This window comes from Actinokineospora sp. UV203 (genome assembly GCF_056323665.1).
In genome coordinates this window covers 2203273-2216877 of record NZ_CM150484.1, presented here as the reverse complement: position 1 = coordinate 2216877, position 13605 = coordinate 2203273, and the positions used below count along the sequence as shown (strand labels likewise).

Sequence of the window (13605 nt, the reverse complement as noted above, 5' to 3'; positions counted from 1 at the left end):
GGACAAGCCAGTGATGAGGGAGAGGGACCGGCCATGACCGAAACCGTGGGCACCCCGGCGAAGGGCGACCGCGCGGAGCGCAACGGCACGCCGAAGCAGGGGCTCAGCGTGCAGCGCGTCTACACCACCGAGGGGGTGCACCCCTATGACGAGGTCACCTGGGAGCACCGCGACGTGGTGATGACCAACTGGCGCGACGGCTCGGTGAACTTCGAGCAGCGGGGTGTCGAGTTCCCCGACTTCTGGTCGGTCAACGCGACCAACATCGTCACCAGCAAGTACTTCCGCGGCGCCGTCGGCAGCCCGGTGCGCGAGCACTCGCTGCGCCAGCTGATCGACCGCGTCGTGAAGTCCTACGTCGCCGCGGGCATCAAGTTCGGCTACTTCGGCACGCCGAAGGACGCCGAGGTCTTCGAGCACGAGCTGACCTGGATGCTGCTGCACCAGGTGTTCAGCTTCAACTCCCCGGTGTGGTTCAACGTCGGCACCAGCTCCCCGCAGCAGGTGAGCGCCTGCTTCATCCTGGCCGTCGACGACACGATGGACTCGATCCTCAACTGGTACAAGGAAGAGGGGCTGATCTTCAAGGGCGGCTCCGGCGCGGGCCTGAACCTTTCCCGCATCCGCTCCTCGAAGGAGCTGCTCTCCTCCGGCGGCACCGCGTCCGGCCCGGTGTCCTTCATGCGCGGCGCCGACGCCTCCGCGGGAACCATCAAGTCCGGTGGGGCGACCCGCCGCGCGGCGAAGATGGTCGTCCTGGACGTCGACCACCCCGACGTCGAGGAGTTCATCGAGACCAAGGCGCGCGAAGAGGCCAAGATCCGGGTCCTGCGCGACGCGGGCTTCGACATGGACCTCGGCGGCAGCGACATCACCTCGGTCCAGTACCAGAACGCGAACAACTCGATCCGCGTCTCCGACACCTTTATGCACGCCGTGGAGAACGACGGCAAGTTCGGGCTGCGCTCGCGCACCACCGGCGAGGTCATCGAGGAGGTCGGCGCCAAGCCGCTGTTCCGCAAGCTCGCGCAGGCCGCGTGGTCGTGCGCCGACCCCGGCATCCAGTACGACGACACGATCAACGACTGGCACACCTGCCCCGAGTCGGGCCGGATCAGCGCGTCGAACCCGTGCAGCGAATACATGCACCTCGACAACTCGAGTTGCAACCTGGCGTCGCTCAACCTGATGAAGTTCCTCGGCGACGACGGCACGTTCGACGCCGAGACCTTCGTCAAGGCCGTCGAGATCGTCATCACCGCGATGGACATCTCCATCTGCTTCGCGGACTTCCCGACCGAGCCGATCGCCGACACCACCCGCAAGTTCCGCCAGCTGGGCATCGGCTACGCCAACATCGGCGCGCTGCTGATGGCCACCGGCCACGCCTACGACTCCGAGGGTGGCCGCGCCCTGGCGGCGGCGATCACCTCGCTGATGACCGGCACCGCCTACCGGCGTTCCGCCGAGCTGGCCGGCGTCGTCGGCGCGTTCGAGGGCTACGCCCGCAACGCCGACGCGCACCAGCGGGTCATGCGCAAGCACGCCGCGGCGAACGACCTGCTGCGCACCCACCACTCCACCGACGCCACCGTTCAGCGCGTGGCGACCCGCGAGTGGCAGTCCGCGCTGGAGATCGGCACCAAGTCGGGCTGGCGCAACGCGCAGGCCAGCGTGCTCGCGCCGACCGGCACCATCGGTCTGATGATGGACTGCGACACCACGGGCATCGAGCCGGACCTCGCGCTGGTCAAGTTCAAGAAGCTCGTCGGCGGCGGTTCCATGCAGATCGTCAACCAGACGGTGCCGCGCGCGCTCAAGTCCCTGGGCTACCAGGACGAGCAGGTCGAGGCCATCGTCGAGTACATCGCCGAGCACGGCCACGTCGTGGACGCCCCCGGCCTGCGCCACGAGCACTACGAGGTCTTCGACTGCGCCATGGGCGAGCGCTCCATCGCGCCGATGGGCCACGTGCGGATGATGGCCGCGGTGCAGCCGTTCATCTCGGGCGCGATCTCCAAGACCGTCAACATGCCGGAAGCGGCGTCGGTCGAGGACGTCGAGGAGATCTACTTCCAGGGTTGGAAGCTGGGCATCAAGGCACTGGCGATCTACCGCGACAACTGCAAGGTCGGCCAGCCGCTGTCGGCGGGCAAGGGTGCCAACAAAGGCAACACGGCGAAGGCCGAGCCGGAGAAGGTCATCGAGTACCGCCCGGTCCGCAAGCGCCTGCCGAAGAAGCGCCCGTCGCAGACCGTGTCCTTCACCGTCGGCGGCGCCGAGGGCTACCTGCACGCCGGTTCCTACCCGGACGACGGCCTCGGCGAGATCTTCGTCAAGCTTGGCAAGCAGGGCTCCACTCTGGCGGGCGTGATGGACGCGTTCTCGATGTCGATCTCCGTGGGCCTGCAGTACGGCATCCCCCTGGAGTTCTACGTCTCGAAGTTCCAGAACGTCCGCTTCGAACCGGCGGGCATGACCGACGACCCGGACGTCCGGATCGCCACCAGCGTCCTGGACTACCTGTTCCGCAGGCTCGCCCTGGACTACCTGCCTTACGACAAGCGCGCGCAGCTCGGCATCTTCACCGCCGACGAGCGTTCCGCGGAGGTCTCGGCAGGCTACGGCGGTCCGTCCGATGTGGACCTGGAAGGCCTACGCACCTCGGTCGACGCCAGCCCCCGCGCGACCATCGAGGCGGCGGAGTCCACGGAGAAGCCCGAGGCGCACAGCTCCACGGAACTGCTGGAACTGCACCTGGGCAAGGCGGCCGACGCCCCGCTGTGCATGACCTGCGGGACCAAGATGCGCCCGGCAGGCTCTTGCTACGTGTGTGAGGGCTGCGGCAGCACTTCGGGCTGCAGCTGATCACGTAATTTTCAGTGCACCCGAAGGCCGTGGCGATGAGTAGCCACGGCCTTCGGGCTTTCCGTGGCTACGACACCGTAGGTACGTCACGTACTTGACGTACCTGCACCTCTCGGGCAACAATTGGTTGCCACGCTGGAGAGGATCTGCCATGTCGTCTGTCCACTACGACAGCTACACCGAAGCTCGCGCACACCTGAAGGATTTGCTGGATGCCGCGGACCGAGGGCAGGTAGCGACGGTTCGGCGCGATTCCGCGACGACGGCGATGGTCGACGCCGAGCGCCTCCGTCACTTCCTCGCTTCGATCGTTCCCTCTCGCGCCCAGGTCGTGGCTGAGACCGACGGCTGGTCAGTGCTCATCCCAGGGTTGCCGGTCGCGGCCGATGGCGCGTCTTTCGACGAGGCGATCGACGAGATGATCGACGCTTTACGGGAGTATGCGCAGGATTGGCAGGAACGCCTGCTGAATGCACCGAATCATCGTGGCAATTGGGGCTTGGTCCATCTGATCACCTTCAGCGATGACGACCAGCTGCGCGACTGGCTTGTGGGTGCCGCCCCATGACTTGGCCCCAGTCGACACGGAAGGATCATGACACCTTCTGTCAGGTCGAGGTGTGGCGTCGAGTCCGAGACGCCCGTGGGCGAACGGGCACGCACCACATCACCTATGAACTGGACCTTGTCGACGGCCGGATTCTGCGCACGCGCGTGTCGCATCCGGTCAATCGAACGAACTATGGGCCGAGCATGTGGAAACACATCCTCCGAGATCAACTTGAGGTGGGCGAACCGCAGTTCTGGGCGTGCGCGCGCGATGGCGTCAAACCCGACCGGGGGATGCCCGAGCCGCCGGCCCAGGCGCTGCCCGCCGACCTTGTGCACATGTTGATCAGTCGCGTCGGCCTGGATGAGTCCGAGGTGATGGGCATGACCAAGGACGATGCGGTCGCCAGACTGCTGCGTTACTGGACCGACGGACTCTGAAGTACCAACGGCTTGCCGGGATCGACTTCACTTGTCGGTCAAAGCTAATTCGCACCTAGGGCAAGGAAAGCGCCGCGATGCAAGCGCATCCAGGCCAGAGTCGTCGGCCCGCGAGATGACATGGGGTGCGGATCGCAGCGGCGATGTCGATCTCGGTGGTCTGCAGTGCGGTATCCCGCCGCAGATCGACGTCTCGCCAGTTCCAGTGTCGACGGCGCGTGAAAACTGACCCCCGCGTGGCACTCGGGTTCTAGTGCTTGTTGCAACACTCCTGATCATGATGGGCGTGTTGATGGCGAGGCGTGGACCGAAGCGCAGGTTGGATATCGAGTCTGAGTACTGGCGGCTGATCTTGTCCGGGGTAGGCACGGTTGAGGCGTGTCAGATCCTGGGGATCGGTCGTAAGACGGGCTATCGGTGGCGGGCGGAGAACGGTGGTCTGCCGCCAGCTCGGCTCCCGGAACCCGCGCGGTCGTGCCGGTTCCTGTCGCTGCTGGAGCGGCAACGGATCGCGACGCTGCACCGCGAGGGCCTTGGGGTGCGGGCGATCGCGCGAGTGGATCGTCTTGACGTGCTGAGGGAATTGCTGATCGACGACGCCTGTCTCACGACTTATGTGGTCATCGACGAGATTGGTCGAGGCGTTCAGGCTCACCCCGAGCTTCAGCAGGCGTTGGAGTTGGAGTGGGCCCAGAAGGGTTCCGCTGGATTCGATTGGAGACTTGGAACGCTATTCGGAGTGGGTGGAGCGGATCGGTGCCGGGGAACATGACCTTGGTGAAGCCAGCGTTTTGCCCTTGCCGAACTCCGGAATGCGGTTGCGATCACTGATGATCAGTCGGCGACTCGCGTGGGGAGAAAATTCGGGATTGAGGTTCACGGCACGTTGTGGCTGTTGGCGCGCTCATGTCGTGACGGCAAGCTGACGTTGACCGCCGCTGGTGTCCTGGTCGACATGCTCGCGGCGAGCGGGATGCGGTTGCCAGTCACGGGGCGTGAGTTTGACTCGTGGGCGCGCCAACGTGGTCTGTTGTGAGGACGTACGACTCTCATTTGTCCGTGAAAGCGAGTTTCGCCCCCAGGACAAGGAAAGCGCCCGCAAAAGTCCGGCGCATCCACGCCAGGATCTTCGGCCGCGAGATGACATGGGTGCGGATCGCGGCGGCGAAAAGGCCGTACGCCGTGAAGACGACAAACGTCATGGCCATGAACACACCACTCATGGCGATCATGCGCGGGAACGCGTTCGGTTCCCCGGCGGTCACGAACTGGGGGAGGAACGCGAAGAAGAAGATCGTCAGCTTCGGGTTGAGCAGGTTCAGCACGATCGCCGAGGTGATCACCTTGCGCACCGATCGCGGTCCCGTGTCTTCCGTGACGGTCAACGCACTCTTGTCTCGGAACGTGCTGATCGCCATGTACAGCAGGTAGGCGACGCCCAGGTACTTGAGGATCTGGAATGCCAACGCGCTCGTGTGCAGCAGGGCGGCGAGTCCGGTGATCGCGGCGAGCATGTGCGGGACGATCCCGACGGTGGAGCCCAGTGCCGCGACGACGCTCGCGCGGGAGCCTCGGGCGAGGCCGGCGGCCATCGTGTAGACGACGCCCGTTCCCGGTGTGATCACAATGATCAGAGTGGTCAGCCAAAACTCGACGCTCACGGCGTGGACCTCCGTGCGATGTGCGTGTCCCCAGTGCGGATCAACGTACAGGCCATCAGGCAGGATCCGAAACCGTGGACGACGTAGTCGAATTCGAGGCGCAGCGGTCGCGGCTGTTCGGGATCGCCTACCGGATGCTCGGGTCGGCCACCGAGGCCGAGGACATCGTCCAGGAGGCCTACCTGCGGTGGAGCCAGGCCGACGACGTCGAGATCCCCTCCGCCTGGCTGGCCACCGTGGCCACCAACCTGTGCCTCAACCAGCTCACCTCCGCCCGCGCCCGCCGCGAGCACTACGTCGGGCCCTGGCTGCCCGAGCCCGTGGCGACGGCGGACGGCACGCTGGGGCCGGTGGACACCGCCGAGCGGCGGGAGTCGGTGTCGTTCGCGCTGCTGGTGTTGCTGGAGCAGCTCACACCCGTCGAGCGCGCCGTGTTCGTGCTCCGTGAGGCCTTCGCCTACCCGCATGCCGACGTGGCCGCGGTGCTCGGGCTCAGCGAGGCCAACAGTCGCCAACTGCACCGCCGGGCGCGGCAGCGGTTGGCGGGCCACCAGCCGCGGGGGAGCGCTAGCCGCGACCATGCGCTGTTGGAACGCTTCCTCGCCGCTGCCTACGAGGGCGATGTCGCCAGCCTTGAGCGGATGCTCGCCGCCGATGCCACGTCGTGGGCGGACGGCGGCGGCAAGGTCAACGCCGCGCGCAGGCCGGTGGTCGGGGCGAACAAGGTGGCCCGCTACCTCATCGGTCTCCTCCGCCGATTCAACACCATGACGAACGCAACGTTCGTGGAGGTCAACGGCGATCTCGCGGTGCTCGGCTGGGTCGGCGAGACACCGTCGGGCCTGTTCGCGCCGCAGATCGAGGGGGACCGGGTGGTCGCGCTGCGGATCGTGGCGAATCCCGACAAGCTGACCTATCTGGCCGGGCAGCTGTCACGTTCCGGGGAGCTGTCCGGTCTTCAGGGGTGACCGATCAACCCTGGAGGACCCGTGACCCCACCGATTCTGGTGACCGGCGGCAAAGGCACCCTCGGCCGTGTCGTGGTGCGCCAACTGACCGACGCGCGCAGGCCCGTGCGCGCGATCAGCCGCTCGACTACGCCGCCCGTCGACCTGCTCACCGGCGACGGCCTCGACGCCGCGCTCGCCGATGTGGACGTCGTCATCCACTGCGCGACCACGCTGGGCAGCAAAGACGTTGTCGCCACCGAGAACCTTCTCGTCGCGGCCAAGGCAGCCCGTATCAAGCATCTGGTCTATATCTCGATCGTTGGCATCGACCGCGTTCCGCTGCCGTACTACAAGACCAAGTTGGCGGTAGAGCGGCTGATCGAGGACTCGGGCATTCCGTGGACCACCTTGCGCACCACGCAGTTCCACGACCTGCTCGCCCGCCTGTGGTCGGTGCAGCGGCTCCCCGTCCTGTTCTATCCCTCGCTCCGGTTCCAGCCCGTCGACACCGAGACCGTGGCCGCCCGGCTCATCGACCTGGCGGACGGCCCGCCCGCGGGCCGCGTTCCCGACCTGGGCGGACCCAAGGTCGAGAAGGCGGGTGACCTCGCCCGCGCCTACCTGCGGTCGATCGGCAGCCGCCGCCCCGCCGTCCCGCTGTGGCTGCCCGGCAAGACCTTCGCCGCCTACCGGCGCGGGGACCATCTGACGCCCGAGCACGCCGACGGCCTCGTCGACTTCGACACCTTCCTGGCGAAGCCATGAGGGCGATCGTGGCTCTGCTCGCGCTCACCGAGGGCGTGCTGGGTGGATGGACCCTGCTGTTCCCGCGCTCGTTCTACGACACCGTCCCCACGGTCGCGCTGGACCCGCCGTTCAGCGACCACCTCTTCCGCGACTTCGGCGCGGCGAGCCTCGGGATCGCCGTGGTGCTCACGGCCGCCGCGGTGACGCTCGAACGGACGCTCGTCCGAGTCGCGCTCGTGGCGTACTTGACCTTCGCGGTCCCACACCTGGTCTTCCACCTCACCAGGACCGGCCATTATGGGCAGGCTGAGGGCACTCTGGTGCTGGTAGGTCTTGCCGTGCCGGTGTTGCTGGGCGCGATAGCGCTATCGATGACTCGCCGTCTGCCGAAAACGGTGTCGTAGGGCTCCGCATAGAATGGGCACGGCCGGTTCGGGGGGACCGCACGCCCAGTCGGGCGCCGGTCCGCGGGCGGCCGACGACGGGGGTGGCAAGTGAGCGAACCGGATGGTGAGCGTCCGCGGACGCCACCGCTGCCCGACGACTACCGGGATATCTTCCTGTCCCAGGTCTCCGTCGTCACCATCGCCGAGCCGCCGCGCCGCAACTCGCCGATCGTGCTGTTCGCCGTGCTCTGCATCGTGCTGGTCGGCATCGCGTGGATAGCGGTGATCGGCAAGGTGACCTCCGGCGGCCTGTCGACCACGGTCGAAGGCACCGCGTACGCGGTCGGCGAGCACGGTGTCGGCCAACGCCCCCGCGCCGATCCCGGTTCGCTTGCCGAACTCGCGGCCAACCCGGTGCTGGTTCCCGGCGCGCCGCTGCGCTCGGCCGCGTGCGACCTGCCGGACCTCGACACCGGGGCAGGCGAACTTGAGAGCTACTACCGCAAGGGGATCACCTGCCTCGACGAGGCGTGGCGACCCGTGTTGACCTCGGTGAACCTGCCGTTCCGCAGCCCCGGGCTCAACATCGCCGACGACCCGCGCACCAAGTGCGGCTTCGCCCCGCACGAGGACGAGGCGACGGCGTTCTACTGCGCCCGCGACAAGATCATCTACATGCCGCGGGAGCGGCTGATCCGCGACGCGGGCGACGAGACGGCTTATCACCTCGCCGTTCTCGCCCACGAGTACGGGCACCACGTGCAGGCCCAGGCGGGTATCCTCCGCGCGGCCCAGGATCAGGAACGGGTCGCCGACGAGGACGAACTGCTCGAACTGAGCAGGCGCGTGGAGCTTCAGGCGAACTGCTTCGCCGGGGCGTTCCTGGCCGCCGTCGCCGGAAACGGTTCGGTGGACAAGGACTTGGCGCAGGCTTCCGTCGACAGCTTCAACGACACCTTGAACAGCGACACCCACGGCAGCCGCAAGAACCAGTCCGCCTGGGCGAAGGCCGGCTTCGAGGGCAAGTCGAGTGCCTCCTGCAACACCTGGCAGGCCCCCAGCGACGAGGTCAAATAACCGCGAGTCGCCCGTTCCCGACAATGAGTTCACCGTTCAGAACAGTGAGTTCGCAGTTCACGGCGCGCGCCACTCGGCGAGCACCCGCTCGATGTCGTCGCGGATGCGCTCGCGCGCCTCGGCTCGGGCGACCCCGGCCATGAGCATCGCGTCGTACTCGGTCTCCTCGTGCCGGATGGCCGCGACCACGGCGAGCGTCACCGCGTTCTCGTCCAACGCCTGACCGGCCGCCGAGCGCCCGACGCGGCCGCTGGACCGTGTCCCCGCGTGCTCGGCGATCGCCTTCGCCCGCTCGATCGCCAGCCGGGGGAACAGTTCGGCGATGCGCAGCGCGAACGCCGCCTGGAACTCGACGTCCTGGGCGGCACGCCGCTCACGGTCGCGGGCTTTGCGCCGCTCCCGAAGTTCCTCGTCGGCGAAGCACTGCTCCTCGGCGACGTCGAGCGCGCCCCGCTCGACCAGCAGCCCCCGCCGCTGGAACCGCTTGCGGGACTTGTCCCACCGCACGACCACCGCGGCCAGCCCGCTGGCCTTGCGGGCGCGCCGGGTCAGCGCCGTGTCGCCTGACGGCAGGAACACCAGGTGGTCCATGTCCGCGCAGCCCAGGCACAGCGGGCGCTCGTCCTCCAGGAAGTGGAAGTCGCCAGTGTCCTGGCACTGCGCGCAGTACCAGTGCTTGTCCGGCTGGATGACCACGAGGTCCGGCACCTTCCGCTGCCGTTCCAGCACTTTCTCCCGCCGCGCCGCGGGAAGCTCGGGGTCGGTCCAGTGGGTGCGGTACCGCTTGTCGTCGCTGCCGCCGAAGACCAGGGCCCGACGGTCACGGGTCGCGGCGATGTAGTCGACTTCGGACGGCGCGAGTCCGCGCTCTTCGGCCCACTCGCGCAGCAGTTCGACGGCCTCGACCATCCGCTCCGCGGGCACGGCCGCGACCTGGTCCAGTTGCGGGGTCCGGCCTTGCTCCCATGACTCGACCACCCGCCCGCTGAGCCAGCCCAACCCGGTCATGACGTCGAGCGGGCTGACGAACTTCTTGCGGCGCAGCAATTCCTCGGCGACCGCGGCCACCCGTCCGGCAAGTCTCATGAACCTTCCACCATGGTCCGGTACACGGGTCGGAGGAACTCCACCAGCGCACGCCCACGCACGATCACCGGCAGCGGGTCGAGCTGGTCGAGCAGGGCGTCGGGCTTGTCCGCCGCGGCCGGAGCGTCCCCGGTGCGCGGGGATGGCTTGCCCCAGAAGGAATCGAGCACCGACGAGAGCGGCTCACCGACGTCCGTCGGCGTCGTGTTCACCGTGCTGTCCCGCAACGCCCGGAGATGATCCAGGAGTTCCTGTCTGCCGCGGCCGCGCCAGGCGAGCATCTCGAACGGGTCGGCGTCGAACGATTCCGCGAGCAGATAGCAGGCGGCGGCCAGGTGTTTGCACGGCACTTCCCAGTCCGGGCAGGAGCAGTCCATCGACAGTTCACGCGACGAGTCGGGGAACAGCTTGAGGCCGACGGTGCCGAACACCGCCTCGATGTCGGCGGGCATCTCCCCGGCCAGCAGCTTCGCCATGAACAGCGCCTGCCCCGCAAGCGCTTTCTCCACTTCGATCCACTGCTCGGGGGTGAACGCCTTGATCCCGATGCGCACCCGGTACGGCTCCGGCCGTGAGCCTTGGACCTGTGCGACGGCGATGCTGGTGGACAGCGACAGGCTCAACACCTGCCCCGCGCGCGCGTACCGCTTGCCGCGTTCGAGCCGCCCGCCCATGCCCAGCGATTCCAGCACCTCGAAGAACCGGCGGGACCACCAGGTGCGCGCGATGTCGCCGTGCTGGCTACGCGTGCGGATCCCGCCCTCGACCCGGATGGTCTTGGTCGGCTCGGTGCGCCACCACTCGTCACTCACCGACGGCCTCCGCGGACAGGGTGACCAACTCGCGCAGCTCGGCCGTGGACAGCTCGGTCAGCCAGTCCTCGCCCGCGCCCACGACGAGCTGGGCAAGCGCTTTCTTCTGTTCGATCATCTTGTCGATCCGCTCCTCGAGCGTGCCGATGCAGACGAACTTGCGCACCTGCACATCGCGCCGCTGCCCGATCCGGAAGGCGCGGTCGGTGGCCTGGTCCTCCACCGCCGGATTCCACCAGCGGTCCAAGTGGATCACGTGGTTGGCGGCGGTCAGCGTCAGACCCGTGCCGCCCGCCTTGAGCGAGAGCAGGAAGATCGACGGACCGTCGCCGGATTGGAACCGCTCGACCATCGCGTCGCGCTGCTTCTTGGGCGTCCCGCCGTGCAGGAAGAGCACGTCGGTATCAAACCGGGCGGCCAGATAGGGGACCAGCATCGCGCCGTAGCTCGCGAACTGCGTGAAGCACAGCGCGCGGTCGCCCTCGGCGAGCGCCTCCTCCAGGATGTCCTCCAGCCGGGCCAGCTTGCCCGAGCGGCCGGCGATGCGGGAGCCGTCGCCGAGGAACTGCGCCGGGTGGTTGCAGACCTGCTTGAGCTTGGTCATGGTCGCGAGCACCAGACCCTTGCGCTGCACGCCTTCGCTCTCCTCGATCTTGCCGAGCATGTCGTCGACGACCGCGCGGTAGAGCGTGGCCTGCTCGGTGGTGAGGTTGCAGAGCTGCTTCATCTCGATCTTGTCCGGCAGGTCGTCGATGATCGCCGGGTCGGTCTTCACCCGGCGCAGCACGAACGGTCCGGTGATCCGCCGCAGCCGGGCCGCGGCGTCCTCGTCGCCATAGCGCTCGACCGGGACCGCGTAGCGCGCACGGAACCTTGCCAGCGGGCCGAGGAGTCCGGGGTTCGCGAAGTCCATGATCGACCACAGTTCGGCGAGCCGGTTCTCTACCGGCGTGCCGGTTAGCGCGATCCGATGCCGCGCGGGCAACGACCGAACGGCCTGCGCTTGGCGGGACGCGCTGTTCTTGATGTTCTGCGCCTCGTCGAGCACGATCCGGTCCCACGTCAGCTCAGCCAGCTCCGCGGTGTCGCGGGCGGCGAGGGCGTAGGTGGTGATGACCAGGTCGGTGCCGGCGACGGCAGCGGCCAGTTCGGGGCCGCTCATCCGGTCGGCGCCGTGGTGGACGTGGACCCGCAGGCCGGGGGCGAACTTCTCGGTCTCGCGCTGCCAGTTGCCGACCACCGACATCGGGCACACCAGCAGGGTCGGCGCGCGGCCCGGTGTCGCGCGGGCGGCGACTTCGAGCGCGAGCAGCTGCACGGTCTTACCCAGGCCCATGTCGTCGGCCAGGCAGGCGCCCAGCCCGAGCCGGTCGAGGAACGTGAGCCAGGCCAGGCCCCGGCGCTGGTAGGGCCGCAGTTCGGCGGTGAAGCCCGCGGGCGTGTCGACCGGGTCGAGGGTGGCCTCGACGGACCCGCCGAGCAGGTCGGCCAGCCAGCCGGTGCCGCCGACGTCGAGCACCGGGACCGGGAACTCGTCGTCGTCCGGCGGCATCCCGGCCAGGTCGATGACCTCGCCCGCGGACATCTGACCGCTGCCCGAGCGTTCCAGGAAGGCCAGGCCTGCCGCGAGCCTGCGCTGGTCGAGGTGCATCCACTGGCCGCGGACCTTCACCAGCGGCACCTTGGCGGCGGCCAGCTCTTTGAGCTCGTGCTCGCTGAGGGTGAGGTCGCCCAGCGCAAGGTCCCAGCGGTAGTCGACCAGTTCGTCCTTGCCCAGCATCGTGTTGCGGCTGACCGTGCCCGCCGTGCCGCGCGACGCCGTGGTCAGCCGCAGGCCGATGCCTGAGGACTGGCGCCACCAGGTCGGCAGCAGCACGCTGAACCCGGCCTGGTCGAGCGCGGGGGCGTGGCTGAGGAACCGGTGGGCGCCCTCGGTGTCGAGCTTCATGCCGATCGGCCGCGAGTCGCGCAGGGCGGTGTCAAGGTCGGGGAAGATCCGCGCCGCCTTCGCCAGATCGGCGATCAGCAGCTCCTGCGGGCGGGTCACCCAGCGGTGCAGGACGCTCTCGCCGTTCCACACCTGCGCGGCGGGCACGAGGACACTCGGGTCGTCGGCGGCCTGCAGCAGGAACTCGACCTCCCACTGCTCGGCCTGTTCCGGGGACTTCAGCCGCAGACAGGTGCGAACCGGGTTCTGGTTCGCCGCGCCGGATCGCCACGTGTCGAGTTGGCGGCTCAGCAGGTCGACCAGCGAGCTGTCGGCGTCGAGATGCGGGTCGCCGGTCAGCGCGTTGAGGAACGCCCCGGACGCCTCCTCAATGGCCCGGTAACTACCCGGCGGCGCGACAGGGGAGTCGGCGAGCCTGCTTCGCGCGACCCGGTCGACCATGGCGTCGAGCAGCCGCCGCAGCACATCGTCGGCGTCGCGCCCGTCGAGCAGGTCGGGCTCGAACTGCTCCGCGCGCGCCACCGGCGGGACGCTGTCGCGTAGCCGGGCGAACCGGGCGGCGTCGGCCCCGGAGAGCACCGGCCGCCAGCGCGCCGCCGGACCGTCGGCCTCGGTGACGATCGCGGGCAGCACCCGGCCGCGGTCGACCAGGTCTTCGGCGAGCGCGGCCACGGTGGCGACGAACCGGACGCTCGCGCCCGGCCGGATGTCGTCGTCGAGGTCGAGCAGCCGCGGCAGTTCGGCGGCCAGCGCGGCCGGGTCGCAGCCGAGGACCGGCACCTGCCAAGGCCGCAGCGTGACCTCCCCGCGTGGCTTCGCGAGGATGACCATGGGGTCGCGGACCAACTCGGGGGAGTCGACCGGGGCAGCCGGTCGGGAGGGCAGCAGGACCGGCAGCGTCCGGGCTTTGGCCGCGACACCGAGCCGATCGGTGAGGACGTCGGAGGGCACCGCGAACGGATGAGCGCGAGCCGTCCGACTCGCGCGGCGCGGCGGCAACTCCGAATCCTCAGCCCACAGCGCCACCTCTCCCGCGGCCGTGGCCAGACAGTGCAGCGCCAACACGCGCTAGACCATACC

13 protein-coding genes are annotated in these 13605 nt (G+C 68.5%); 9 read left to right on the top strand and 4 right to left on the bottom strand.

Annotated features, from left to right (window positions below; genetic code table 11):
• Positions 1–33 precede the first annotated feature (33 nt).
• From ACUZ2Y_RS10140 to ACUZ2Y_RS10120, 5 genes are all read left to right on the top strand, one after another.
• The gene (locus tag ACUZ2Y_RS10140; RefSeq protein WP_476329185.1) at positions 34–2868 is read left to right on the top strand and encodes a vitamin B12-dependent ribonucleotide reductase; all 2835 of its coding nucleotides are present in this window, start codon (positions 34–36) and stop codon (positions 2866–2868) included.
• Between the two features lie 151 nt (positions 2869–3019).
• Complete coding sequence (locus ACUZ2Y_RS10135) at positions 3020–3436, top strand: prevent-host-death protein (protein WP_476329184.1); 417 nt, start codon at positions 3020–3022, stop codon at positions 3434–3436.
• Positions 3433–3858, top strand: coding sequence for a cytotoxic translational repressor of toxin-antitoxin stability system (locus ACUZ2Y_RS10130; protein ID WP_476329182.1), 426 nt, complete (start codon positions 3433–3435; stop codon positions 3856–3858). The genes ACUZ2Y_RS10135 and ACUZ2Y_RS10130 overlap by 4 nt, the downstream gene beginning before the upstream one ends.
• A gap of 277 nt (positions 3859–4135) precedes the next feature.
• Positions 4136–4630 (top strand): helix-turn-helix domain-containing protein, encoded by a 495-nt coding sequence (locus ACUZ2Y_RS10125; RefSeq protein WP_476329180.1) that lies wholly within the window; start codon positions 4136–4138, stop codon positions 4628–4630.
• Positions 4631–4708: 78 nt separating this feature from the next.
• A complete protein-coding gene (locus ACUZ2Y_RS10120) occupies positions 4709–4894 on the top strand; it encodes a hypothetical protein (RefSeq protein WP_476329178.1) in 186 nt (61 codons plus the stop codon).
• A gap of 13 nt (positions 4895–4907) precedes the next feature.
• Here ACUZ2Y_RS10120 and ACUZ2Y_RS10115 read toward each other — a convergent pair whose 3' ends face one another.
• Positions 4908–5519 (bottom strand): LysE family translocator, encoded by a 612-nt coding sequence (locus ACUZ2Y_RS10115; RefSeq protein ID WP_476329176.1) that lies wholly within the window; start codon positions 5517–5519, stop codon positions 4908–4910.
• Between the two features lie 74 nt (positions 5520–5593).
• Between ACUZ2Y_RS10115 and ACUZ2Y_RS10110 the strand changes: the two genes are divergently transcribed.
• The 4 genes from ACUZ2Y_RS10110 (at position 5594) to ACUZ2Y_RS10095 (ending at position 8679) form a co-directional block, all read left to right on the top strand.
• Entirely contained in the window at positions 5594–6487 is an 894-nt protein-coding gene (locus ACUZ2Y_RS10110) for an RNA polymerase sigma-70 factor (protein ID WP_476329174.1), read from the top strand.
• Positions 6488–6508: 21 nt separating this feature from the next.
• Positions 6509–7234, top strand: coding sequence for an SDR family oxidoreductase (locus ACUZ2Y_RS10105; protein WP_476329172.1), 726 nt, complete (start codon positions 6509–6511; stop codon positions 7232–7234).
• Entirely contained in the window at positions 7231–7620 is a 390-nt protein-coding gene (locus ACUZ2Y_RS10100; RefSeq protein WP_476329171.1) for a hypothetical protein, read from the top strand. Before ACUZ2Y_RS10105 ends, ACUZ2Y_RS10100 begins: the two co-directional genes overlap by 4 nt.
• A 90-nt stretch (positions 7621–7710) precedes the next feature.
• The gene (locus ACUZ2Y_RS10095) at positions 7711–8679 is read left to right on the top strand and encodes a neutral zinc metallopeptidase (protein WP_476329169.1); all 969 of its coding nucleotides are present in this window, start codon (positions 7711–7713) and stop codon (positions 8677–8679) included.
• Between the two features lie 57 nt (positions 8680–8736).
• Here ACUZ2Y_RS10095 and ACUZ2Y_RS10090 read toward each other — a convergent pair whose 3' ends face one another.
• The 3 genes from ACUZ2Y_RS10090 to ACUZ2Y_RS10080 are packed head-to-tail and all read right to left on the bottom strand — an operon-like array spanning position 8737 to position 13590.
• Complete coding sequence (locus tag ACUZ2Y_RS10090; protein WP_476329168.1) at positions 8737–9765, bottom strand: DUF2293 domain-containing protein; 1029 nt, start codon at positions 9763–9765, stop codon at positions 8737–8739.
• Positions 9762–10577, bottom strand: coding sequence for an SWIM zinc finger family protein (locus ACUZ2Y_RS10085; protein WP_476329167.1), 816 nt, complete (start codon positions 10575–10577; stop codon positions 9762–9764). The genes ACUZ2Y_RS10090 and ACUZ2Y_RS10085 overlap by 4 nt, the downstream gene beginning before the upstream one ends.
• Positions 10570–13590 (bottom strand): DEAD/DEAH box helicase, encoded by a 3021-nt coding sequence (locus ACUZ2Y_RS10080; RefSeq protein WP_476329165.1) that lies wholly within the window; start codon positions 13588–13590, stop codon positions 10570–10572. Before ACUZ2Y_RS10080 ends, ACUZ2Y_RS10085 begins: the two co-directional genes overlap by 8 nt.
• Between the last annotated feature and the right edge of the window lie 15 nt (positions 13591–13605).

Coding starts and splice junctions, on each gene's coding strand:
- ACUZ2Y_RS10140 (WP_476329185.1), top strand. CDS start 34: ATGACCGAAACCGTGGGCACCCCGGCGAAGGGCGACCGCGCGGAGCGC.
- ACUZ2Y_RS10135 (WP_476329184.1), top strand. CDS start 3,020: ATGTCGTCTGTCCACTACGACAGCTACACCGAAGCTCGCGCACACCTG.
- ACUZ2Y_RS10130 (WP_476329182.1), top strand. CDS start 3,433: ATGACTTGGCCCCAGTCGACACGGAAGGATCATGACACCTTCTGTCAG.
- ACUZ2Y_RS10125 (WP_476329180.1), top strand. CDS start 4,136: ATGATGGGCGTGTTGATGGCGAGGCGTGGACCGAAGCGCAGGTTGGAT.
- ACUZ2Y_RS10100 (WP_476329171.1), top strand. CDS start 7,231: ATGAGGGCGATCGTGGCTCTGCTCGCGCTCACCGAGGGCGTGCTGGGT.
- ACUZ2Y_RS10090 (WP_476329168.1), bottom strand. CDS start 9,765: ATGAGACTTGCCGGACGGGTGGCCGCGGTCGCCGAGGAATTGCTGCGC.